A 22,934-nucleotide genomic window follows, 5' to 3' on the forward strand; every position below is an offset into this window, starting at 1 on the left:
CCGGTACGGATGAAGACACACTCGAGTGGCTTTTGACTCTAAATAGAGGCGGCATCAGTTAAATCAGGCTGGCTCTCTAACCGCCAGCCGTAGTTAAAGCAGAGATTATGCGCTTGCCAGCACAGGCATATCAGCTTGACCGAACCAGGCGAGCTGGTCAGCCAGGGTGACGACGGATCCCACCATGATGAGGGCGGGACTCTCGACCCCGATGGCCAGCTCCGGCAGATGGTCGAGCGTGCCGCGAATGACCCGCTGGCAGGGCTGAGTGCCGCGCTCGATCAGTGCCACCGGGGTGTCGCCCTCCTTGCCGTGAGCCATCAGTTGCTCGCGGATGGTGGCGCAGCTTGAGAGCCCCATGTAGAACACCAGGGTCTGCTTGTCTCTGGCCAGCAGGGGCCAGTCGAGATCCTGGGTGCCACCCTTGCCGTGGGCGGTGACGAAGCGCACGCTCTGGGCGTGATCGCGGTGGGTCAGCGGAATGCCCGCGTAGGCGGCGCAGCCGCTCGCCGCCGTGATACCGGGCACTACCTGGAAGCCCACGCCACTGCCAACCAGCGTCTCCAGCTCCTCGCCGCCACGACCGAAGATGAAGGGGTCGCCCCCCTTCAGCCGCACTACTCGTTGCCCTTTTTGTGCCTCATCCAGCAACAGCTGGTTGATGCCCTCCTGGGGTACGCAATGGTTGCCCGCCTGCTTGCCAACGAAGATGCGTTTGGCATCGCGTCGCACTAGGGCCATCACCTCATCCGATACCAGCCGGTCATAGACCACCACGTCCGCCTGCTGCATCTGGCGCAGGGCGTGCAGGGTGAGCAGGCCGGGATCGCCGGGGCCGGCACCCACCAGGATCACTTCTCCCTTGGTGGCGGCATCATCGGCAAACAGGCCATCGGCGAGCTGATTGGCGGCAGCCTTGTCGCCGCGGGCCAGCGCCTGACCGAGGCGGTCGGCGCCGAGCAGCCGCTCCCAGAACTGGCGCCGCTCCCCCATGCTGGCGAAGCGGGCCTTGACCCGATCCCGCAGGCTGCCGGCAAAGGCCGCCACGGCACCGAGATGCTGGGGCAGCAGGGCCTCGAGTTTCTCGCGCAGCAAGCGGGCCAGTACCGGGGCCTTGCCGCCGGAGGAGATGGCCACCATCAAGGGCGATCGGTCGATGATCGACGGCATGATGAAGCTGGAGCGCTTGGGGTCATCTACCACGTTGGCGAAGATGCCAGCCTGGTTCGCGCTCTGGTACACCAGCGCATTGACCTCGCGCCTGTCGGTAGCTGCCACCACCAACCACTTGCCCACCAGTTGTTTTGGCTCGAATTCAGCCGCCAACCAGTCGATTGTTCCGTTGGAGGCCAGGGCCGCCAGCTCGGGATCAAGCTGTGGGGCCACCACCGTCAGACGGGCACCGGCGTCCAGCAGCAGGCGCGCCTTGCGCTCCGCCACGTCACCGCCGCCGACCAGCAGCACGGGTTTGTTATCGAGTCGACAGAAGATGGGCAAGTAGTCCATGGGACCTCCGGATCAGGCGGTTTGAGTCTGGCTGACGGTGTTCTCGGTCACGGCAACCGGGCGCTCCGCCTTGGGGGTGGCATACCAGTAGCCCAGACCCATGAAGAGGGCGCCGGAGACGGTGTTACCGAGGGTCACCCACAGCAGGTTGTGGCCGATGCCGCCCAGGGTGTAGGCGTCGGAGTGAGCGCCAAACCAGGAGAGGGCGAACAGGGTCATGTTGGCGACCGAGTGCTCGTAGCCAGAGGCGATGAAGGCCAGCAGGCACCACCAGATGGCGATGAACTTGGCGGCGCCTTCGGTGCGCAGCGCCATCCAGATGGCGAGGCAGACCAGCCAGTTACAGAGTATGCCCTTCATGAACAGGGTCAGGGCCGGTGCCTGGGTCTTGGCCAGCGCCACCTTGTGGGCCAGACTGCCTGCGTCCGGTAGCAGGCTGCCACCGTAGGAGTAAATGAGCGCCACCGCGATGGAGCCGAGCAGGTTGCCGGCCCAGGTCTGGGGCAGAATGCGCAGCAGATCCCCCATGGAGATCTTGCCCGTCTTCACCCCGAAGGTGAGGAACATGGTGTGGCCGGTGAACAGTTCGGAACCGGCGATGATCACCAGGGTCAGGGCGATGCCGAAGGTGGCTCCCATCACCAGCGGACGCACGCTGGCATCCACCAGGTTGCCCAGGGTGAAGATGAGGATGATGCCGAGGCCCACATAGGCCCCCGCCATGGCGGAGCTGAGCCAGAAGCCGAGCTTGTCGCTGCGCTCGAAGCGGTTGATGCGGGCCGCGTTGGCGGCGCACTTGTTGATGCTGTCGGTATACATATGGATTCTCTTTAGAGGGGCCGCCCGCGGGCAGCCCTGATATTCATGGTGTTAGACGGCGACCCAGACCTGCTGGTCACGCACTTCGACCGGGTAACCCTGCACTGACATGGCCGCATTTTCGAGGCAGTGGCCGTCGCTCAGACGGAAGTGCTGCTTCTTGAGCGGACTGGCGACCCAGAGCTCGCCCTCGTGTTCGCAGATCAGGCCCCGCGACAGCACGTTGGCGGCGAAGAAGGGGTCCCGGTTGTCGATGGCGAACACCTCGGCCGCTTCGCTCGGGCGGAACAGCGCGATCTGGCGTCCTTCGATCAGGGCGCAGACGCCGGTGCCTGGGAATATGTCATTGAGTTGGCAGGCTAATTTCATCATTTTGTCTCCACCTCGATCTGGTAGACGGGGATGCGCTCGGCCGGGGTGGCCGGTCTGTGCTGATCCCGCTCGGTGACGAACTGCACGTCCGGATCGCGCTTGCCGCTGTTGATGAAGTGGCTGAAGCGCTTGAGCTGCTCCTCTTCATTCAGGGTACGGGACCATTCACATTCGTAGCTGTCGATCAGCACCTGGATGTCGTGCTCCAGGGTCTCGTTCAGTCCCAGCTTGTCGTCAACTATCACTTCGCGCAGGTAGTCGACTCCCCCTTCCAGGTTGCCGAGCCAGACCGAGGTACGCTGCAGTTTGTCGGCGCTGGTGACGTAGAACATCATGAAACGGTCGATCAGCTGAATGAGGCTCTCGCGGTCCAGATCGGAGGCGAGCAGGTCGGCGTGGCGCGGCTTCATGCCGCCGTTGCCGCCCACATAGAGGTTCCAGCCCGCGTCCGTGGCGATGATGCCGACGTCCTTGCCCTGGGCTTCCGCGCATTCGCGGGTGCAGCCGGAGACACCGAACTTCATCTTGTGCGGGGTACGAATACCCTTGTAGCGGTTCTCGAGGAAGACCCCGAGGCCGACGCTGTCCTGCACGCCGAAGCGGCACCAGGTACTGCCGACGCAGGTCTTGGCCATGCGCAGCGCCTTGGCGTAGGCCTGACCGGTCTCGAAGCCAGCGGCCAGCAATTTGCGCCAGATGGCGGGCAGATCGTCTTTCTGGGCACCGAACAGGCCGATGCGCTGGGCACCGGTGATCTTGGTGTAGAGCTGATAGTCACGGGCCACTTCGGCCACCGCTAGCAGGCCTTCCGGCGTCACCTCACCACCGGCCATGCGCGGGATGACGGAGTAGCTGCCGTCCTTTTGCATGTTGCCGAGGAAGATGTCGTTGGTGTCCTGCAGCTGGGTGTTTTGCGGGCTCAGCACATAGCCGTTCCAGCAGGAGGCGAGGATGGAGCCGACCGTGGGTTTGCACACCTCGCAGCCGTAACCCTGACCGTGTTTGGCCAGCAGCTCGTCGAAGCTCTTGATCCCTTCCACCTTGACCAGGTGGAACAGCTCCTGACGGGAGTAGGAGAAGTGGCCGCAGAGGTGGTTGTTGACCTCGATGCCCTGTTTCACCAGTTCGGCGTTGAGCACCTGGCTGATGAGGGGCACGCAGCCGCCGCAGCCGGTACCGGCCTTGGTGTGCTGCTTGATGGCGGCGAGCGTGGTGTGCCCTTCCGCGACCGCCTGGGCGATGTCGCCCTTGGAGACGTCGAAGCAGGAGCAGATCTGGGCGCTGGCCGGCAGAGCGTCCACCCCCAGGGTCGGCTTGGCACCGGCGTAGGCGGGCAGGATCAGGGTATCCGGGTGAGCGGGCAGCGGCATGGCGTTGAGCATCAGCTGCAGCAGGTTGCCGTAGTCATCCACGTCACCGACCAGCACGGCGCCGAGCAGGCGGCTGTTGTCTTCGCTCACCACGATTTTCTTGTAGACGCCGGCCTGGTCGTCCTGGAACACATAGCTGTGACTGCCGGGGGTGCGGCCATGGGCATCGCCGATAGAGCCGACGGAAACGCCGAGCAGCTTGAGCTTGGCGCTCATGTCCGCCCCCTCGAAGCGGTTGTCGCCGCCGAGCAGGTGATCGACGGTGACCTGGGCCATCTTGTAGCCCGGTGCCACCAGACCGAAGAAGCGGCCTTGCCAGGCGGCGCACTCGCCGATGGCATAGATGTCGGGATCTGAGGTGAGGCAGTGATCGTCGATCAGCACACCGCCACGGTCGGCGATGGTCAGTTCGCAGTAACGGCCGAGGGTGTCTTGCGGGCGGATCCCGGTGGAGAAGACCACCACATCCACATCAAGCTGGCTGCCGTCGGCGAAGGCAAGGCGGTGTTTGGCCTCCTTGCCGCCGTGCATCAGGATCTCGCTGGTGCTCTTGCTGGTGTGCACCTGCACGCCCATGGATTCAATCTTGCGGCGCAGCAGCTGGCCACCCTGACCGTCGAGCTGTTCCGCCATCAGCACGGGGGCGAATTCCACCACGTGGGTCTCGAGGCCGAGCGCCTTGAGGGCTCCCGCCGCTTCCAGACCGAGCAGGCCGCCGCCTACTACCACCCCGTTTTTGCCACTCTTGTTGGCGCTGCGGATGGCTTTCAGGTCTTCGATGGTGCGATAGACGAAGCACTCATGGTGCTCGCTGCCCTTGATCGGCGGCACCCAGGGGTAGGAGCCGGTCGCCAGCACCAGCTTGTCATAACCGACCACGGTGCCCTTGTTGGAGTGCACCTCGCGCTTGGCGCGATCGACAAGCTTGACTGCCTCGCCGAGCAGCAGGCGGATGCCGTGCTTCTCGTAGAAACCGGGTTTGACGAGGGAGAGATCTTCGCTGGTGTGGTGGGAGAAGTAGGAGGATAGATGGACACGATCGTAGGCGGGACGCGGTTCTGCACCGAAGACGGTGATCTCGAATTGGCCTGGGTCGGACCGCTCGATCAACTCTTCGATGAAGCGGTGCCCCACCATGCCGTTCCCTATGACGGCCAGCCTGACTTTGCTCATGGATTGCCTCTAATTTGGAGTAATAAAACGTCATTCTGACGCTAGGCTACCCAGTCGGCGGGGTCTGGCAATTGATGCAAATCAAGTGTCTATTTATATATTCCCTAAGGGGTAACTTGATTAAGTTGTGAGCTATCCATAAATGGGTATACCAGTGGTCAATTTGACGGGATATTGGGGATGGGAGGAGTAAAGGGGATCTGGCAGTCGGAGCGCATCCTGTGTGGCCAAGCCAACCGCCAAGACATGGGGTGACAGCCAGGTGCCAGATGGCTAGTGATGGGGGACGTGGTTAACTTTCATCATTCAGGCAGCTTGCCATAGGGTGGTTGGGCACAGATCTCCCGGATCAGCTGGCGCAACCAGCGGTGGGCCGGATCGGCATCCAGTCTGGGGTGCCAGAGCAGGGCCAGTGTCAGACCGGGTAGAGGGAAGGGTAGCGGCAGCCGTACCAGATCGCCGTGCAGGCTGGCGCAGTGCAGCTCGGGCACGGTCGCCACCAGCTCGCTGCCGCGCACCAGCGCCAGCGCCGTGGCAAACCCGGGCACCAGGGTCGCGACATGGCGTTCCAGCTTGAGGGCGGCCAGCGCCTGGTCGATGGGGCCATGCTCCTGGCCACGACGCGACACCATGATGTGGTGGGCGGATGCGTAGCGGCTGGCGGTCAGGGGCTCAGTGCAGAGCGGATGGCCGGGCCGCACCACGGCGACGAAGCGATCCCGAAACAGCGCCTGGCTATGGAGCTCGGGTGCCGTATTGGTTCCTATCACCCCGCTCTCGAAATCCAGCTCGCCGTGGCGCAAGGGGTCGCTCTCCTTGTTTGGCTTGGCGACGAAGTGCAACCGCACCCCGGGCGCTTCGGTAGCGAGCCGTGCCAGCAGGGCGGGGCCGAGCGTCTCCACGAAACCATCGCTGGCCCGCAGGCGAAAGGTGCGCACCAGCTGGGTCGGGTTAACGTCCTGCTGAGGGCGCAGCACCATCCCGGCATCCTGCACCAGCCGGGCGACCTGCTCGCGCAGGGCCAGGGCGCGCGGGGTGGGCACCAGACCCCGGCCGGCGCGCACCAGCAAGGGATCCCCCGTGGTCTCGCGCAAGCGGGCAAGGGCCCGGCTCATGGCGGAGGGGCTTAAGGAGAGCCGCCTGGCGGCGCCGGCCACACTGCCCTCTGCGAGCAGCGCATCCAGGGTGATCAACAGATTGAGATCCGGTGTAGTCATGGTCATGCCTTTGCCGAGTGAGCCAGCGCCTGAATATTCGGGCGCTTATTGCTCATCATACAAGATGCGGGCTCACTTGATATGGCGTCTGATGCACTGATAAGTTGCAAGCCGTGCGTCTTCCGCCGTTTCAGCGTTCTGGCTAGCCTTGTCAGCATCCTTTGTTGCCGAGGCTCTGCTCATGTCCCATCCCATTATTCCTCCATCATCCGGTGCTCGCCGTGCAGGCTTGCTGGCGCTCGGCTTGGTGACCCTGCTGCCCATGCTGGCGGGGAGCATGGCCAACCTGGCGCTGCCGGCGCTGGGGCAGGCATTTTCGGTGCCCTTCTCCCTGCTGCAGTGGGTGCTGGTGGCTTACCTGCTGGGGATCACCTGTTTGACGCTGGTAGTCGGGCGGCTGGGGGACTTGCTTGGTCGCCGCCGCCTGCTGCTTGGGGGCATGGCCCTGTTTGCACTGGCCTCCCTGTTGTGCGCCCTGGCGCCCAGCATGGGCTGGCTAATTGCGGCGCGTGCGCTGCAAGGGGCGGGGGCGGCCTGCATGATCGCCCTGGCGCTGGCCATGGTGGGGCAGCTGGTACCGGCAGAGCGGCGCGGCTGGGGCATGGGGCTGCTCGGCACCCTGTCGGCCTGTGGCACCGCGCTCGGCCCTGCCTTTGGCGGCCTGTTGATCGGCACCCTGGGCTGGCAGGCGCCCTTCCTGTTTTTGGTACCTCTCAGTCTGCTGGCGCTGGGGGCTGGCATCATGGGCTTGCCAGCGGATGGTGCAAGGTCGCGGGGAGAGGCCATCAACCTCGTCAGCCTGCTGGCGCTGGTGGTGCTGTTGCTCTGCTACGGTCTGCTGTTGAGCGCTGGCCAGCACTCGGGCCATCACTATGTCCTCTGGTTGATCCCGATGGGCTTGCTCGCCGCCTGGCTGTTGGCGCGCAGCGAAGGTCGCGCCCGTTCCCCCTTGCTGCCCCTGACGCTGCTGCGTGAATCCGCCTTGCGCGGCGGTCTGCTCGGCAGTGCGCTGGTGGCGAGCGTGATGGTGCTGACCCTGCTGATCGGCCCCTTCTATCTGCACGGGGTGTTTGGGCTCGACATGGTGACGGTGGGGCTCTGGATCTCGGGTGGGCCGCTGATGGCGGCCCTGACGGGGATGCCTGCCGGCTGGCTGGTGGACAAACTGGGGGCGTTGCCGGTGGTGCGGCTCGGGCTGGGGGCCATGCTGCTCGCGGCCATCGGGCTCAGTATCCTGCCTGCCAACTTGGGGCCACTCGGCTATTTATGCCCCATTTTGCTGATGACGGCCGGCTATGCCCTGTTCCAGACCGCCAACAACAGCGCCGTGGTCGGCCGGGCAGAGGAGCAGTACCGTGGCGCCGTGGCAGGCTTGTTGACCCTGGCACGCAACCTGGGCCAGCTGACCGGCGCCGCCGGGCTTGGCAGCCTGTTTGCCAGCCTGGTGGGAGCCAGTGACTTGACCATGGCGGCTCCGGCGGCGGTCAGGTTTGGCATGCAGTTCAGCTTTGTGGCGGCGGCCTTGCTGATCGGGTTGGGCCTCTGGGCCAGCGGGCGTGAGGCAAGGGCCGTGCTGGCGCCGGAGTAATGTGGCAGATATAAAAACGCCTCCACGTGGGAGGCGTTTTTCATGGGCCTGAGCTGCGCTTAGAGGATGAAGCGGCTCAGATCCTCGTCTTCGATCAACTTGCCGAGGTGGGCGTTGACGTAGTCGGCATCTATGGTGAAAGTCGCACCAGACTGCTCGGAGGCATCGTAGGAGATGTCTTCCATCAGCCGCTCCATCACGGTATGCAGACGACGGGCACCGATGTTCTCGGTACGCTCGTTGACCTGCCAGGCGGCCTCGGCCAGGCGGCGGATGCCGTCCTTGGTGAACTCGATCTTGACCCCTTCGGTTGCCATCAGCGCCTGATATTGATCGGTCAGGGAGGCGTTCGGCTCGGTCAGGATGCGCTCGAAGTCTTCGGTGGTGAGCGCGGTCAGCTCGACCCGGATCGGCAGGCGACCCTGCAGCTCGGGGATGAGATCGGACGGACGCGCGACCTGGAAGGCGCCAGAGGCGACAAACAGGATATGATCCGTCTTCACCATGCCGTGCTTGGTATTAACGGTGCAACCTTCCACCAGTGGCAGCAGATCGCGCTGTACCCCTTCGCGGGAGACGTCGGGACCCGAGCTCTCGCCGCGCTTGCAGATCTTGTCGATCTCGTCGAGGAAGACGATGCCGTTGTTCTCCACCGCGTGGATGGCCTTCTGCTTCAGCTCTTCCGGGTTGACCAGACGAGCGGCCTCCTCCTCGATCAGCACCTTCATGGCCTCTTTGACCTTGATCTTGCGCTTCTTCTTCTGCTGCTGACCCAGGTTCTGGAACAGGCCCTGCAGCTGGTTCGCCATCTCTTCCATGCCCGGTGGGGTCATGATGTCGACGCCCATGGGGCTGGCGGACAGCTCCAGTTCGATCTCCTTGTCATCCAGCTGGCCTTCCCGCAACTTCTTGCGAAACACCTGGCGGGTGTTGGAGTTGTCTGCCTTCTCTTCCTCGCCCCAGCTGTTGCGCGGGTTCGGCAGCAGGGCGTCGAGGATGCGCTCCTCGGCGGCTTCCTCGGCGCGGAATTTCATCTTCTCCATCTCGGTCTCGCGCACCAGCTTGATGGCGACATCGGTCAGGTCACGGATGATGCTGTCCACTTCCTTGCCCACATAGCCCACCTCGGTGAACTTGGTGGCTTCGACCTTGATGAAGGGGGCGTTGGCGAGCTTGGCCAGACGACGGGCGATCTCGGTCTTGCCGACGCCGGTCGGGCCTATCATCAGGATGTTTTTCGGGGTCACTTCATGGCGCATCTCTTCGCTGAGTTGCATCCGGCGCCAGCGGTTACGCAGGGCAACGGCCACCGCGCGCTTGGCGTCGGCCTGACCAATGATGTGGCGGTCCAGCTCGTGGACGATTTCTCTCGGGGTCATCTCGGACATGATGGCATTCCTGTATCCGGGGCGGGCAGGGCCCACCCCTTGCAAATTGGCAAAGAGGGGCCTTACTTCGGCTCGGTCTCTTTGGGGGCGTACTCCAACACTTCAACGGTGTGGTGCTGGTTGGTGAAGACGCAGATGTCGCCGGCGATCTTGAGGGATTTCTCGACGATGCTCTTGGCATCGAGATCGGTATTTTCCAGCAGGGCGGTGGCGGCGGACTGGGCGAAGTTGCCGCCCGAGCCGATGGCGATGAGATCGTGCTCCGGCTGCACCACGTCACCGTTGCCGGTGATGATGAAGGACTTGTGCTCATCGGCGACCGCCAGCAGGGCTTCGAGGCGACGCAGGGCGCGATCGGTGCGCCAGTCTTTGGCCAGCGCCACGGCGGCGCGCTCCAGATTGCCCTGGTGGGCCTGCAGCTTGGCCTCGAAACGCTCGAGCAGGGTGAAGGCATCGGCAGTACCGCCGGCGAAGCCCGCCAGCACCTTGCCGTTATAGAGACGATGAACCTTGCGGGCGTTGCCCTTCATGACGGTGTTGCCGAGGGATACCTGGCCATCACCCCCGATCACGACTTGGCCGTTGCGGCGGACAGAAACTATGGTAGTCACTTTACTTACCTCGCTTGAGCCGAAAAACGGCCTGACTGTGCATGGCAAGAAAGATGGGGGGCTGGCTCGCATTTTTCAACCCTGCAGCGGCAGCGGTTTAAAATGGGATGATGTGGCTGGCGGCAAAACGGTGGATAAAAAGAAGGCAGGGCGCTGGCCCTGCCTTCTCGTTTTCGGTGAAGGGGTTCAACCCTTCTTGGGAATACAGCCGCTGATGCCGGCCCCTTGCAGCTTGCGGTTGGCGCCGTCGGCGGCGGCCTTGCCGTTGAACGGGCCGACCATCACCTTGTAGACGGTCCCCCCGCCACCATTGACCACCTGCAGGCTGGACGAGAGCCCGGCGGTGAAGGCGATACGGGCCTTGAGCGACTCGGCAGAATCCTGCGAGCGCAGTGCGGCGCACTGCATCATGTAGCGGCCACCGTCGGCTGCGGCCGCGGTTTGCGCAGCAGCTGCCTTGGCTTTCTCCTGCTCGGCACGCATCTCTTTTTCCATCCGCGCGAGCTCGGCCTTGCGATCGATCACCTGCTCCTGGGCACTGGCCACGGGAGCGGGCTTGGCGGGTTGCACCGGCTGCGGCTGATAGGGCTTCACCTGACCGATGGGGGTTCCCGGCTGGGGAATGTCCGTCGGCACCGGCTGCGGCAGTTTCTCGGGCTGCAGGGTCAGGGTCTGCGCCGGTGGCGGCGGCAGCACACCCGGCTGGGGCGGCGGCTCAATGATGTCCACCTGCTTGTTTTCCAGCCGTTCGATGTAGCTCCACTTCTCCTGGGGCAGGCCATTGCCCTGTGCCTTCGGCTTGTTGGCCTTGACCTGCTCCTCGATGGTCGGGGCATCGGCGCCCTTGCCATTGATCAGGTAGAGGAAGGCGCCAAAGCCGACGAGCAGGGCCCCGGCCAGCAGTGCCGGGATAACAGGAAAGCGGCGAGGTGCCGCTTTCTTGGTGTTACGACCACCGGCCCGTCGTCTCGGGCTGTTGCCGACGTAATCCCGGGTTGCCATCTATTACATGCGCTCCAGGGTGTGAATACCCAGCACGCCCAGACCCAGTTTCAGGACCTTGGCGGTGGCGGCACACAGTAGCAGACGGCTCTGGCGGCTGACCTCATCGACGCCATCCTTGTTGATCGGGCAGGCTTCGTAGAAGGTCATGAAGTTACCGGACAGCTCGTACAGATAAGTACAGAGCAGGTGCGGCATGCCCTTGTCGGCGACGCTGTTGATGGCGTCGGAGAACTGGATCAGCTTCTGGGCCAGTACCTCTTCCGCTTCCTCGTTCAGCACCACCTTGCCGGTCAGGCTGTCGGCGCTGACGCCGGCCTTGCGGAAGATGGACTGGATACGGGTGTAGGCGTATTGCAGATAAGGGGCGGTGTTGCCTTCAAACGACAGCATCAGATCCCAGTCGAAGATGTAGTCGGTGGTGCGGTTCTTGGACAAGTCTGCATATTTGACCGCGCCCATGGCGATGGCGTGCACCACCTTGGCTTTCTCTTCGGCAGACAGGTCGCTGTTGCGGTTCTCCAGCAGCGCGGTGGCGCGCTCCTCGGCCTCGTTCAGCAGGTCGACCAGCTTGACGGTACCGCCGGAGCGGGTCTTGTAGGGACGGCCATCCTTGCCCAGCATCATGCCGAAGGCGTGGTGCTCGAGCGGTACAGATTCCGGTACATAGCCCGCCTTGCGGGTGATGGTCCAGGCCTGCATCAGGTGCTGGTGCTGACGGGAGTCGATGAAGTACATCACTCGGTCTGCCTTGAGGGTCTCGTAACGGTACTTGGCACAGGCGATATCGGTGGTGGTGTAGAGGAAACCACCATCGCTCTTCTGGATGATGACGCCCATGGGCTCGCCATCCTTGTTCTTGAATTCGTCGAGGAACACCACGGTGGCGCCTTCGCTCTCGACCGCCAGGCCACGGGCTTTCAGGTCGGCCACGATCTCCGGCAGCATGTCGTTGTACATGGACTCGCCCATGATGTCCTTTTTGGTCAGGGACACATTCAGGCGGTCATAGTTGATCTGGTTCTGCTCCATGGTCATGTCGACCAGCTTCTTCCACATGGTACGGCAGTACTCATCGCCGCCCTGCAGCTTGACCACGTAGTTGCGGGCACGCTCGGCGAAGGCTTCATCTTCGTCGTAGTAGCGCTTGGCCTGGGTGTAGAAGGCTTCCAGATCCTTGAGCGCCATGTCGCTGGCGTGCTCGTTGGCCATCTTCTCCAGATAGGCGATCAACATGCCGAACTGGGTGCCCCAGTCGCCGATGTGGTTGGCGCGCACAACGTTGTGGCCGAGGAATTCCAGGGCGCGGGCCGCCACGTCACCGATCACGGTTGAGCGGATGTGGTGCACCGCCATCTCCTTGGCCACGTTGGGAGCGGAGTAATCCACTACCACGGTTTGTGGCGTAGGCAGCTTCACGTTGGCGTTGGCACTGGTCACCATGGCCTCGACCTGACCGGCCAGCCAGCTCGGGTCGAAGAAGAAGTTGATGAAGCCAGGCCCGGCGATCTCGACTTTGGCGATCAGATCCGAGGCGGGCAGGTGCTCGATAATGGCAGTGGCCAGCTCGCGGGGGTTCTTGCGGGCCGGTTTGGCCAGCAGCATGGCCAGGTTGGTGGCCAGGTCACCGTGAGCCTTCTCCTTGCATCGGTCTACTTGCACCCGGGCTTCCAGGTCGGCAGGCAGGATACCGGCGGACTTGAGATTGGCTACCGTTTGTTCAAGTAGATGATGAATATGCTCTTTCATAACTGACCACCGAGGTTGCGCGTCGAAAAATGACTGACTAGATAAGGGCGTGAATTTTACCCGCATCGGGCCGAGAAAACTATAGGAATGGCCCGACCGTATTGGTGTGGCGGATATTTCACTGCGTTTACCACCTAAATCCAGAATATTGCTTGGAGTAAGTGGTTGTTATCCATTTCTACTGCATATCGAAGCGGCTTGTCCAGGCTATTTTCCCCTGATTGTTAAAGGGTTTTTTATTCCAACTCGATCTGAATGATCTTGCCCTCCGCCGCGGTCGTATCATCAGGAGAAGTCGACAGAGGACGATCCTGATGAAACTGGCGCTGTTTCCGCTCTCCGCTCACCTGCTGCCCGGCGGCATCATGCCGCTGCGCATCTTCGAGCCTCGCTATCAGCGCATGATCGCCGAGGCGCAGGAGCGGGCGTTTGCCATCTGCATGCTGGATCCCCGTCAGCCCGAGGCGCTGCGCAACATGTACCCCATCGCCACCCGGGTGCGGATCATCGATTTCGATCTGCTGCCGGACGGCCTGCTCGGCATCACTGTGCTCGGGATGGCGCGGGTGCAGATCCAGGATCTGTGGCAGGAGTCCGATGGCCTGCGGGTCGGCGAAGTCGAGGCGCTGCCTCCCTGGCAGACCAGCCGGCTCAATGCCGATCAACACTCTCTGGCCAGGGCACTGCAGGATGTGTTCCAGGATTACCCCGAGTATGCGGCGCTCTATCCCGCTCCCGACTGGGACGATGCGAGCTGGGTGGCGCAGCGCTGGCTCGAGGTGCTGCCCATTCCGGTGGAGCAGAAACAGTGGCTGGTGGCGGCCGAGGACAATCAACCCGCGCTCTCGCTGCTGAGTGGGCTGCTGGTGGCGAGCCACTGAATTCGCTCGCCACTGTGATCCTTTCCGGGTGGCCGTCGTACTGAGAGAGAGGACAGCCATCAAGGTCGGGTGCGATGACATATACTAGCCAACCATCACTTATCCACCACAAGATCTCGCCCCTCATGGATAACCCAGATGGTGATCTGAAGTCGCAGTTGCTGCGCGTGGCTGAGCAGGCCGACAAGCTCGCCTTCGCCGCCCTGTTTCACCACTTCGCCCCCCGCATCCGTGGTTATGGCCTGCGCCATCTTGGCAGTGAGGCCAATGCCCTGGAACTGGTGCAGGAGACCATGTTGCTGGTCTGGCAGAAGGCACGGCTCTATCGGCCCGACAAGGGCGCCCCGACCACCTGGATCTACACCGTCATGCGCAATCAGTGCTTCGACATGCTGCGCCGCCGCCGTGCCAGCAAGGAGGATCTCTGCGCCGAGGAGCTGTGGCCGGTGCTGGAGTTCAAGGCAGAAGAGGAGCACCTGAGTGACGGCGAGGGGGCGGTGTTGACGAGCCAGATGGCGCACCATCTGGCCGCCTTGCCCCAGGCGCAGCAGCAGGTGGTGCGCGGCATCTACTTGCAGGAGCTCTCCCAGCAGGAGCTGGCGGATCTGCTCGGCGTGCCGCTGGGTACCATCAAGTCCAGGCTGCGGCTGGCATTGCAGAAATTGAAAGAGCAAGTGGAGCAACATCATGATTAAAGCCCATCCCACCCACGCCATGCTGCGCGCCTTTGCCGCCGATGAGTTGCCACTGCCACTGGCGGTCGGGGTCTCTGCCCACTGTGAACTCTGTGCCGATTGCGGTGCCGGGCTGCGTGCCTGCGAGGCCGAGCTGGCGGCCCTTCACCTCGTCGCCGCGCCCATAGTGACCCCCATGGCGGCCGATGCCATCGCGCCTGAGTGGGATGCCATGCTGGCGGATATCCTGCAACAACCCGCAGCGCACGCGATGCCCGTCGCCAGTCCCCTGCCCGAGCTGCAGGTAGCGGGTCGAGGTTATCGCCTGCCCAGGGTGCTGGCCCGCTATCATGGGGCCAGCTGGCGCCACCTCGGCGGCATCCGTCAGCACAGTCTGCCGCTGACCGAGCAGGGCGCCCGGGCCAGCCTGCTGCACATCGAGGCCGGTGGTCGCATCCCGGAGCACACCCATCAGGGCTACGAGTTGACCCTGCTGCTGGCGGGCAATATGCAAGATGGCGAGACCCATTATCAGGCGGGGGATTTCATCTGGCACGATGCCAGTCACGCCCACAGCCCGCATACCCCGGACGGTTGCCTCTGCTACACGGTGCTGGATGCGCCGATCCGCTTCACCAAGGGACTGCCACGGCTGTTGAACGGCATCAGCCATCGCCTCTACTGACGACGATGAGTGAATAAAAAAGGGACCCGACGGGTCCCTTTTTTGATCGTGCCGAGTTGGCTCAGGCCACAAACACCAGGTAGACGGCGAAAGCCACCACGAAGCGGTAGATGGCGAACGGGATGAAATCGAGGCGGCGGATAAGCGCGAGGAAGGTCTTGATGGCGATCATGGCCACCACGAAGGCGGTGATGAAGCCCACCGCAAACATCGGGAAGTCCGCCATGGAGAGGAAGTCACGGCTCTTGTAGAGATCCAGCCCGCTGGCGGCCACCATCATGGGCACCGCCAGAATGAAGGAGAACTCGGCCGCGGCCTGACGACTGATCCCCATCAACATGCCGCCACTGATGGTGGCACCGGAGCGGGAGAAGCCGGGCCAGAGCGCCAGACACTGGAACAGGCCGATGCCGAACGCCTGCTTGTAGCTGATGTCATCCAGGGTCTCGGAGCGCACGACGGGGCGGCACTTCTCGGCGATGATCAGCAAGATACCGCCGGCGACCAGGGCATACATGACGGTCTCTGGGCCAAACAGATTGGCCTTGATCCAGCTGTGGATGGCGAGGCCGATGATCACCGCGGGCATCATGCCGAGGATGATGTGGATCAGGGAGAGGGTGGCGTGGTCCTTTGCCGGTTTCTGGCCGAAATGGATGCCGATCAGCCCGAACAGTCTGCGCCAGAACACGGCGACCACCGCCAGGATGGAGCCCATCTGAATGACCACCTCGAAGGTGGCGGCCTTGGGGCCTTCGAAACCGAGCAGATGGCCGACGATGATCATGTGGCCGGTGGAGGAAACGGGCAGAAACTCGGTCAGGCCTTCCACTATGCCCAGCACAAAGGCAACAAACAGGGCGTAGGAGTCTGTCATGGTTCAAATCTCTTGGTTGATGGGTCCGGATAAAATCAACCCCGAGCGGGGTCGGGGCAGCCAATGATGGCGGAAAACCCCGCGGGCAACCAGAGAATATTGTGGTCCGTTTGGGTAGAGGTGGACCATGGTTTTGACTGCCATGACCCGAGCCGACTGGGTATCTTTATGGGTTAGCTTTCTTATGGAAGGATAACCGAGCTGTTAATTCACTACGGATAGTATTTTATGCTGCAATTCCTCATCCAGGGCTGGCAGGCTCAGGGCCTCGACCGCACTGACTATCTGCTGCGGGCTGCTGGCACCGATCAGGGCGCAGCTCACCACGGGATCGCGCAGCACCCACTGCAGTGCCAGCTGTGACAAGGATTGTCCCCGTTGCCGCGCCAGGGCATGCAGGGCCCGGATCCGGGCCAGCTTGTCCGGGGTTATCTGATCCGGCTGGAGGAAGGGGCTGGCGCTGGCGGCGCGGGAATCCGCGGGGATCCCGGCCAGATAGCGATCGCTGAGCAGGCCACCGGCCAGGGGCGAGAAGGCCACCACGCCCACCCCATGTTCACGGCAGACCGGCAGGGTCTCGGCCTCGATCTCGCGCTGGAACAGCGAATACTTGAGCTGATTGACCAGGCAAGGGGTGCCGAGCTCGGCCAGTCGGGCCGCCGCCTTGGCGGCAAGCTCGGCTGGGTAGTTGGAGAGACCGACATAGAGCGCCTTGCCCTGGCGCACCATCAACGCCAGCGCCTGACAGGTCTCCTCCAGCGGGGTGCGGGCGTCCGGCCTGTGGTGGTAGAAGATGTCCACATAGTCGAGGCCGAGCCGGCGCAGGCTCTGGTGCAGGCTGGCAAACAGGTACTTGGCACTGCCACCGTCGCCATAGGGACCATCCCACATCACATAGCCCGCCTTGCTGGCGATGACGAGCTCGTCGCGATAGGGCGCCAGGCTGCCCTTGAGCACAGCGCCGAAAGTGGTCTCGGCAGAGCCCGGCGGTGGTCCGTAGTTATTGGCCAGATCAAAATGCGTGACCCCCAGATCGAACGCCTGATGCACCATGGCCTTCACCTTGGCGGGATCGCTGCCCTCGCCAAAGTTGTGCCAGAGCCCCAGCCCTATGCTGGGCAGCCGCAGGCCGTGGCGGCCCGCGGGCCTATAGGGTTGCCGCTGGTAACGGTTGGGCGCTGCGAGGTAGTTGTCATCCATAAAAACTCCTGTCTTGAGGCTGATTCATTGCGTTGCGTTCGAAACTTGCCATCCCCTCCCGCGAGGCGGCGCTCCATCGAGCCCGGCGGCGACGACACCCAGATCTCCGGGAGAGAGGGTGAGAAAAACTCAGGCCGCGGGGACGAAACGATAACGGGTCTGGTGATGATAGCGCTGGCCGGGCAGCAACCAGGGATCCCCCAGCTCGGGGCGGTTGGGGCTGTCTGGCAATTGCTGTGCCTCCAGGCAGAAACCCTGATGATCCTGGTGAGGCAAGCCGTCCCGTCCCGGGGTGCTGGCCAGCCAGTTGCCGCTGTAGAACTGCAGGGACGGCTGGTTGGTATGCACCTCCATCGCCAGCTGCTTGTCTGCCGAGACCACCCGCGCGGCCCACTCCGACTGCTCGCCGCCGAGCAGGTAGGCGTGATCGTAACCCTTGGCCTGCCGTTGTTGGGGATGGCTCAGCCAATCCTGACCGATGAGGCGCTCGGTACGCAGATCGAAGGGCCCTTCCACCGCACTGGGTGCGAGGGGCAAGCCGCTGGCATCGGTAGGCAGGAAGCGTTCCGCCCTGATGGTGATGGCGTGCTGGCGCACATCTTTGCTGCCGCCATCGAGATTGAAGTAGCTGTGGCTGGTGAGGCTGACCGGGGTGGGGGCGTCGGTGCTGGCATGAAAGTCCACCACCAGATCCCACTGTTCGAGTCGGTACTCCAGCTCCACCTTCAGGTTGCCGGGAAAGCCCTGGTCGCCATCCTTTGATCGCAACTGCAGTCGGACCCGGTCCGCTTCCAACTCCTTGATCTGCCAGCTCTGGCGATGAAAGCCACCCCGCCCGCCGTGCAGGCAGTGGGGCGACTGATTGGCGTCAAGGAGCCAGCGCTGGCCGTCGCGAACCAGCTCGGCGCCACCGATGCGATTGGCGAAGCGCCCCGCGACCGCTCCCAGCCAGACCTGCTGGGTCGGGTAATCGGCGTCGGTGCAGCCGAGCAGCACTTCTCGCCGCCCTTCACCGAGCGGCAGGCTGAGGGAGGTCAGGGTCGCGCCAAAATCGAGGCCGCGCAGGCGCAGCCCCAGCTCGTTTTCCAGCTCGAACGGCGTCATGGCTTGGCTCATAGCCGGCCAGCCCCGGCGGTGGCGCGGCAGACATAACAATCCGCCTTGAGGCCGAAGCGCTCTGAGTATTCAGCCTCGACCGTGGCGATCACCTCGCTCACTCGCTCAGGGCGCAGCAGGGCGACCACGCAGCCGCCGAAGCCGCCGCCGGTCATGCGCACGCCACCCTCGGTGCCGATCTGCGCCTTGATGATCTCCACCAGGCCGTCGATGGGGGGCACAGTGATTTCGAAATCATCGCGCATGGCGGCATGAGACTGTGCCATCAGCTCGCCGAGGCGCACCAGATCGCCGCTGGCCAACGCATCGGCGGCGGCCAGGGTGCGGGTGTTTTCCCCCACCACGTGACGGGCGCGGCGATAACAGACTTCATCCAGCCCCGCTTTCCCAGCCTCCAGTGCGGCCAGATCGAGGTCGCGCAGCGCCTTGACCCCGTAGTGACGGGCGGCTGTCTCACACTGCTGACGGCGGGTGTTGTATTCGCTGTCCACCAGGCCGCGGCGCACGTTGGAGTTGACGATCAGCACTGCCAGGTCGGTCGGCATGGGGATGAGGCGGGTCTCGAGGGAGCGGCAATCCAGCAGCAGGGCGTGATCTACCTCGCCGCTGGCGGAGATCATCTGATCCATGATGCCGCAGTTGCAGCCGACGAACTGGTTCTCTGCCTGCTGGCCGTTCAGCGCTATCTCGGCCTGGCTGATGTCCAGTCCAAGCGCCTCCTTGAAGGCCTGACCGATGGCCACCTCCAGCGAGGCGGAGGAGGAGAGCCCGGTGCCCTGCGGCACGTTGCCGGAGACCACCAGATTGAGACCGCGCAGCGCATAACCACGGGCCTGCAGGTGCTTCACCACGCCACGGATATAGTCGCTCCAGCGTTGATCCGGGTGATGGCTGATGGGTTGGTCGAGGCTGAAGATATCCCGCTGGTTGCCGTAGTCGGCGGCGATCACGTGCATCAGATTGTCGCTGCGCAGGCCGATGGCGACGCAGGTCTCGTAGTCGATGGCGCAAGGCAGCACAAAGCCATCGTTGTAGTCGGTGTGTTCCCCGATGAGGTTGACGCGGCCGGGGGCGCGCACCAGCAGGTCGGGTTGCTGCTCAAACTGCTCGGCATAGACGGCGCTGACGCGTTGGCTGGGGGTCATGGGGTTACCTCATTGGTCTGGCTGTAGTGAATGGGGGAAAGCGCGCGCAGCCGTTCTGCTGCCTGCTCCGGGGTCAGATCGCGCTGGGTCTCGGCCAGCATCTCGAAACCCACCATGAACTTGCGCACCGTCGCGGAGCGCAGCAGGGGCGGGTAGAAGTGGGCGTGCAACTGCCAGGCCTCTGGGCAATCGGAGTGGGGCGGGGCGAAGTGCCAGCCCATGGAGTAGGGGAAGCTGCATTCGAACAGGTTGTCGTAGCGACTGGTGAGCTCCTTGATCGCCACCGCCAGATCTTGCTGTTGCTCGGTATTGAGGTCCAGCATGGAGGGCACGTGAGTCTTGGGCAGCAGCAAGGTTTCGAACGGCCAGGCGGCCCAGAACGGCACCACTGCCAGCCAGTGTTCGGTTTCCACCACGATGCGGGATCTGTCTTTCAATTCCCGCTCCACATAGTCGAGCAGCAGCGGGCGGCCGTGTTCGGCCAGCCAGGCTTGCTGATGCTGCTCTTCACGGGCGATCTCGTTGGGCAGGAAGTCACTGCCCCACAGCTGGCCGTGGGGGTGCGGATTGGAGCAGCCCATGACGGCGCCCTTGTTTTCAAACACTTGCACCCATTCCCACTGCTGCGACAGCTCGGCGACTTGATCCATCCAGGTGCGGATCACTGCCTCGATGGCGGGCAAGGGCAGCTCGGGCAGCGTCTTGCCGTGATCCGGCGAGAAGCAGATGACCCGGCTGGTGCCGCGAGCGGCCTCCAGTTTGAGCAGAGGATCCTGCGCGTCGTCGGCGGCCGGGGTGTCCTGCATCAGGGCGGCGAAGTCATTGGTGAAGACGAAGGTGCTCTGATAATCGGGGTTTATATCGCCGGTGACGCGGCGGTTGCCCGCACAGAGGAAGCAGTCAGGATCGTGAGCCTGACTCGGCGCCTGGCTTATCTTCTCGACCTGCCCCTGCCAGGGGCGCTTGGCCCTGTGGGGGGAGACCAGCACATACTGGCCGGTCAGCGGATTGAAACGGCGGTGGGGGTGATCAACCGGGTTGAACATCATCACTCCTCAAAACTGAATGAAAGGGTTGCGGGCAGGATGAGGCGCTTTATGCCCCCTCATCCCCAGCCCTTCTCCCGCGAGGGGAGAAGGGCGCAAAACGAACATCACGCCTAGTAGCCCCGTGGGCGGGCGGATTGCCAGCGCCAGCGGGTCAACGCGCATCAGGCTTCATAGCCTTGTGGATTGGTGGATTGCCAGCGCCAGCTATCGGCGCACATGGCGGCAAGATCCCGGTTGGCATGCCAGCCCAGCTCGCGCTCTGCCTTGGTCGGGTCGGCCCAGCACTCGGCGATGTCGCCGGGGCGTCTTGGTTCGATCTGGTAGGGCAGGGGGCGACCGCTGGCCGCTTCGAATGCCGCCACCATCTGCAACACGCTCTGGCCCTGACCGGTGCCCAGGTTGTAGGCGTGAACGCCCGCCTTGTGGGTGCAATGCTGCAGCGCCTTGACGTGGCCCTCGGCGATATCCATTACATGGATATAGTCGCGCACCCCGGTGCCATCCAGCGTATTGTAATCGTTTCCAAAGACCGAGAGACTGGGGCGGCGACCGATGGCAACCTGGGTCAGGAAGGGCATCAGATTGTTGGGAATGCCCTGGGGATCTTCCCCCAGGGTGCCGGATTCGTGGGCGCCAACTGGGTTGAAGTAGCGCAGCAGCGTCATGCTCCAGTGGGGCTCGGCGGCCTGCAGATCCTCGAGGATCTGCTCGATGATCAACTTGGATCGACCGTAGGGGTTGGTGGCGCTGCGGGGGAAATCTTCCCTGATGGGGGTGCTTGCGGGGTCGCCATAGACGGTAGCAGAGGAGCTGAACACCAGGTTGTGGACGCCGGCACGCTTCATCGCCTCCAGCAGCACCAGGGTGCCGCTCAGGTTGTTCTGGTAGTACGCGAGGGGAATGCGGGTGGATTCGCCGACCGCCTTGAAGGCGGCGAAGTGGATCACCGCCGCAATATCCTGCTCGGTGAAGATGCGATCCAGCAGCGCCTCGTCACGGATGTCACCCTGATAGAAGACGGGTTCATGGCCGCTGATGGCGGCAATGCGGGTCAGCACGCCGCGCTTGCTGTTGCACAGGTTATCCACCACCACGGGCTCTATGCCTGCGGCCTGCAAGGCAAGACAGGTATGGCTGCCAATGTAGCCGCAGCCGCCGGTGACCAGTACTTTCATCCTCTTCTCCACGCTTATTCCCCACACAAGAAAGCCTGAGCAGGAGTCTAGCCGAGGCGCTCTCTTTCGAACTGTGAGCGGGGTAACATATTTGTGTAAACGATTACACATTGTTGCTGGGGCAAAAATGGGACTCCGTCGGCCTTACCCCTGTTATCAGTGGCATTGCTCGGTATAATGACCCGGTCCAATACCGTGAAATAAGTGAAAACAGCATGAGCACCATCAAGGATGTCGCCCGTTTGGCCAATGTATCGGTGGCAACGGTTTCACGGGTGATGAACAACTCACCCAAGGCCAGCGCCGCCTCCTGCGAGGTGGTGCGAAAAGCCATGGCCGAGCTGGGCTACACCCCCAATGCCAACGCCCGGGCGCTGGTCAACCAGACCTGTGACACCATGGGCGTGGTGGTCGGCGACGTGGCCGATCCCTTCTTCGGCGCCCTGGTCAAAGGGGTGGCTGCGGTGGCGGTGGAGCAGGGGCTGCATCTGCTGATGGGTAATGGTTTTCACAGGGCGCAGCAGGAGCGGGAAGCCATCGAGCTGCTGATCGGCAAGCGCTGTGAGGCGCTGGTGGTGCACAGCAAGGCGCTGAGCGATGAAGAGCTTGTCGATTATGCCCTGCGGGCACCCGGTATGGTGTTGATCAACCGCGATATTTCGGCCCTCAAAGGGCGCTGCATCTCCCTCAACAATCGGCAGGGGGCCGCTACCGCGACCCGTCATCTGCTGGAGCTGGGGCACCGCCATATCGCCTTCGTCAGCTCGGATCATGCCATCGAGGATGCCCTGCTGCGCCATCAGGGCTATCAGGATGCCCTGTTCGAGGCGGGTCTGAGTGCGGATCCCGAATTGATCGAGAGCGGCATGCCCAACGAAGAGGGGGGCGAGCGCGCCATGCTCAACCTGCTGGCCAAGGGGCTGCCCATCACGGCCGTGGTGGCCTATAACGATGCCATGGCGGCGGGGGCCATCTCGGTGCTGGCGGACAACGGCCTCAAGGTGCCGGAAGAGGTCTCGGTGGTCGGCTTCGATGACATCATCTACGCCAGGTATCTGAGGCCCAAGCTGTCCACCATGCGTTACCCCATCGAACTGATGGCGGCCCAGGCGGCCAAGCTGGCGCTGCAACTCGCCGCAGGGGAGAGCGAAGCGGTGCAGAGTCGCGTCTACACCCCGACGCTGATCAATCGCCACTCGGTGGCACCGGTCAGGCCCTGATCCTGCCTCGATGACGCCGGCACAGCGCTGCGTTTACACACCGAGCCTGATCAACCGCCACTCGGTGGCACCGGTCAGACCCTGATCCTGCCTCGATAACGCTGACACAGCGCCGCG

General features: G+C 63.3%; 20 protein-coding genes. 5 read left to right on the plus strand and 15 right to left on the minus strand.

All coding sequences use genetic code 11. The annotated features are described in order from the left end of the window. Positions 1-105: 105 nt before the first annotated feature. The 5 genes from cysG to BN1137_RS14440 all read right to left on the minus strand — a co-directional run bounded on the left by cysG (position 106) and on the right by BN1137_RS14440 (position 6,457). On the minus strand, positions 106-1,506 hold the full coding sequence (cysG, locus tag BN1137_RS14420; RefSeq protein WP_050719278.1) for a siroheme synthase CysG: 1,401 nt from the start codon (positions 1,504-1,506) through the stop codon (positions 106-108). Positions 1,507-1,518: 12 nt separating this feature from the next. Continuing rightward, positions 1,519-2,325: a nitrite transporter NirC gene (gene nirC / locus BN1137_RS14425; RefSeq protein ID WP_050719279.1), complete on the minus strand. Its 807-nt coding sequence runs from the start codon at positions 2,323-2,325 to the stop codon at positions 1,519-1,521. 51 nt (positions 2,326-2,376) lie between these two features. Further along, complete coding sequence (gene nirD / locus BN1137_RS14430; RefSeq protein WP_050719280.1) at positions 2,377-2,694, minus strand: nitrite reductase small subunit NirD; 318 nt, start codon at positions 2,692-2,694, stop codon at positions 2,377-2,379. Next, positions 2,694-5,240 carry a nitrite reductase large subunit NirB gene (nirB, locus tag BN1137_RS14435; RefSeq protein WP_050719281.1) on the minus strand — a complete coding sequence of 849 codons (2,547 nt, stop codon included), beginning with the start codon at positions 5,238-5,240 and terminating at the stop codon, positions 2,694-2,696. Before nirB ends, nirD begins: the two co-directional genes overlap by 1 nt. Before the next feature lie 302 nt (positions 5,241-5,542). Continuing rightward, positions 5,543-6,457, minus strand: coding sequence for a LysR family transcriptional regulator (locus BN1137_RS14440; RefSeq protein WP_050719282.1), 915 nt, complete (start codon positions 6,455-6,457; stop codon positions 5,543-5,545). Between the two features lie 181 nt (positions 6,458-6,638). Here BN1137_RS14440 and BN1137_RS14445 point away from each other — a divergent pair, with 181 nt between their 5' ends. Then, a complete protein-coding gene (locus BN1137_RS14445) occupies positions 6,639-8,045 on the plus strand; it encodes an MFS transporter (protein ID WP_050719283.1) in 1,407 nt (468 codons plus the stop codon). 59 nt (positions 8,046-8,104) lie between these two features. Here the strand turns inward: BN1137_RS14445 and hslU are convergent, their stop codons facing one another. From hslU to argS, 4 genes are all read right to left on the minus strand, one after another. Next, positions 8,105-9,433 (minus strand): HslU--HslV peptidase ATPase subunit, encoded by a 1,329-nt coding sequence (hslU, locus tag BN1137_RS14450; protein ID WP_050719284.1) that lies wholly within the window; start codon positions 9,431-9,433, stop codon positions 8,105-8,107. A gap of 62 nt (positions 9,434-9,495) precedes the next feature. Then, the gene (hslV, locus tag BN1137_RS14455) at positions 9,496-10,044 is read right to left on the minus strand and encodes an ATP-dependent protease subunit HslV (protein ID WP_033128986.1); all 549 of its coding nucleotides are present in this window, start codon (positions 10,042-10,044) and stop codon (positions 9,496-9,498) included. A 186-nt stretch (positions 10,045-10,230) separates the two neighbouring features. Beyond that, a complete protein-coding gene (locus BN1137_RS14460) occupies positions 10,231-11,046 on the minus strand; it encodes an SPOR domain-containing protein (RefSeq protein WP_050719285.1) in 816 nt (271 codons plus the stop codon). Between the two features lie 3 nt (positions 11,047-11,049). Further along, positions 11,050-12,795 (minus strand): arginine--tRNA ligase, encoded by a 1,746-nt coding sequence (argS, locus tag BN1137_RS14465; protein ID WP_050719286.1) that lies wholly within the window; start codon positions 12,793-12,795, stop codon positions 11,050-11,052. Positions 12,796-13,109: 314 nt separating this feature from the next. Between argS and BN1137_RS14470 the strand changes: the two genes are divergently transcribed. The 3 genes from BN1137_RS14470 to BN1137_RS14480 all read left to right on the plus strand — a co-directional run bounded on the left by BN1137_RS14470 (position 13,110) and on the right by BN1137_RS14480 (position 15,035). After that, a complete protein-coding gene (locus BN1137_RS14470) occupies positions 13,110-13,676 on the plus strand; it encodes an LON peptidase substrate-binding domain-containing protein (protein WP_050719287.1) in 567 nt (188 codons plus the stop codon). Positions 13,677-13,801: 125 nt separating this feature from the next. Further along, positions 13,802-14,371 carry a sigma-70 family RNA polymerase sigma factor gene (locus BN1137_RS14475; protein ID WP_050719288.1) on the plus strand — a complete coding sequence of 190 codons (570 nt, stop codon included), beginning with the start codon at positions 13,802-13,804 and terminating at the stop codon, positions 14,369-14,371. Further along, a complete protein-coding gene (locus tag BN1137_RS14480) occupies positions 14,364-15,035 on the plus strand; it encodes a ChrR family anti-sigma-E factor (RefSeq protein ID WP_050719289.1) in 672 nt (223 codons plus the stop codon). Before BN1137_RS14475 ends, BN1137_RS14480 begins: the two co-directional genes overlap by 8 nt. 61 nt (positions 15,036-15,096) lie before the next feature. On the opposite strand, the gene bacA is transcribed toward BN1137_RS14480, so the two are convergent. The 6 genes from bacA to galE all read right to left on the minus strand — a co-directional run bounded on the left by bacA (position 15,097) and on the right by galE (position 21,597). Beyond that, positions 15,097-15,912, minus strand: coding sequence for an undecaprenyl-diphosphate phosphatase (gene bacA, locus BN1137_RS14485; protein ID WP_050719290.1), 816 nt, complete (start codon positions 15,910-15,912; stop codon positions 15,097-15,099). 204 nt (positions 15,913-16,116) lie between these two features. Continuing rightward, on the minus strand, positions 16,117-17,112 hold the full coding sequence (locus tag BN1137_RS14490; RefSeq protein WP_050719291.1) for an aldo/keto reductase: 996 nt from the start codon (positions 17,110-17,112) through the stop codon (positions 16,117-16,119). Between the two features lie 129 nt (positions 17,113-17,241). Next, positions 17,242-18,228: a galactose-1-epimerase gene (gene galM, locus BN1137_RS14495; protein ID WP_050719292.1), complete on the minus strand. Its 987-nt coding sequence runs from the start codon at positions 18,226-18,228 to the stop codon at positions 17,242-17,244. Then, complete coding sequence (gene galK / locus BN1137_RS14500) at positions 18,225-19,373, minus strand: galactokinase (RefSeq protein ID WP_050719293.1); 1,149 nt, start codon at positions 19,371-19,373, stop codon at positions 18,225-18,227. Before galK ends, galM begins: the two co-directional genes overlap by 4 nt. After that, positions 19,370-20,419 carry a UDP-glucose--hexose-1-phosphate uridylyltransferase gene (locus BN1137_RS14505; protein ID WP_050719294.1) on the minus strand — a complete coding sequence of 350 codons (1,050 nt, stop codon included), beginning with the start codon at positions 20,417-20,419 and terminating at the stop codon, positions 19,370-19,372. Before BN1137_RS14505 ends, galK begins: the two co-directional genes overlap by 4 nt. A 164-nt stretch (positions 20,420-20,583) precedes the next feature. Next, positions 20,584-21,597 carry a UDP-glucose 4-epimerase GalE gene (gene galE / locus BN1137_RS14510; RefSeq protein ID WP_050719295.1) on the minus strand — a complete coding sequence of 338 codons (1,014 nt, stop codon included), beginning with the start codon at positions 21,595-21,597 and terminating at the stop codon, positions 20,584-20,586. 215 nt (positions 21,598-21,812) lie between these two features. Here galE and BN1137_RS14515 point away from each other — a divergent pair, with 215 nt between their 5' ends. Then, on the plus strand, positions 21,813-22,817 hold the full coding sequence (locus tag BN1137_RS14515) for a substrate-binding domain-containing protein (protein ID WP_050719296.1): 1,005 nt from the start codon (positions 21,813-21,815) through the stop codon (positions 22,815-22,817). Positions 22,818-22,934 lie beyond the last annotated feature (117 nt).

Origin of the sequence: Aeromonas tecta (genome assembly GCF_000820185.1) — a bacterium.
Taxonomy (GTDB): Bacteria; Pseudomonadota; Gammaproteobacteria; order Enterobacterales; family Aeromonadaceae; genus Aeromonas; species Aeromonas tecta.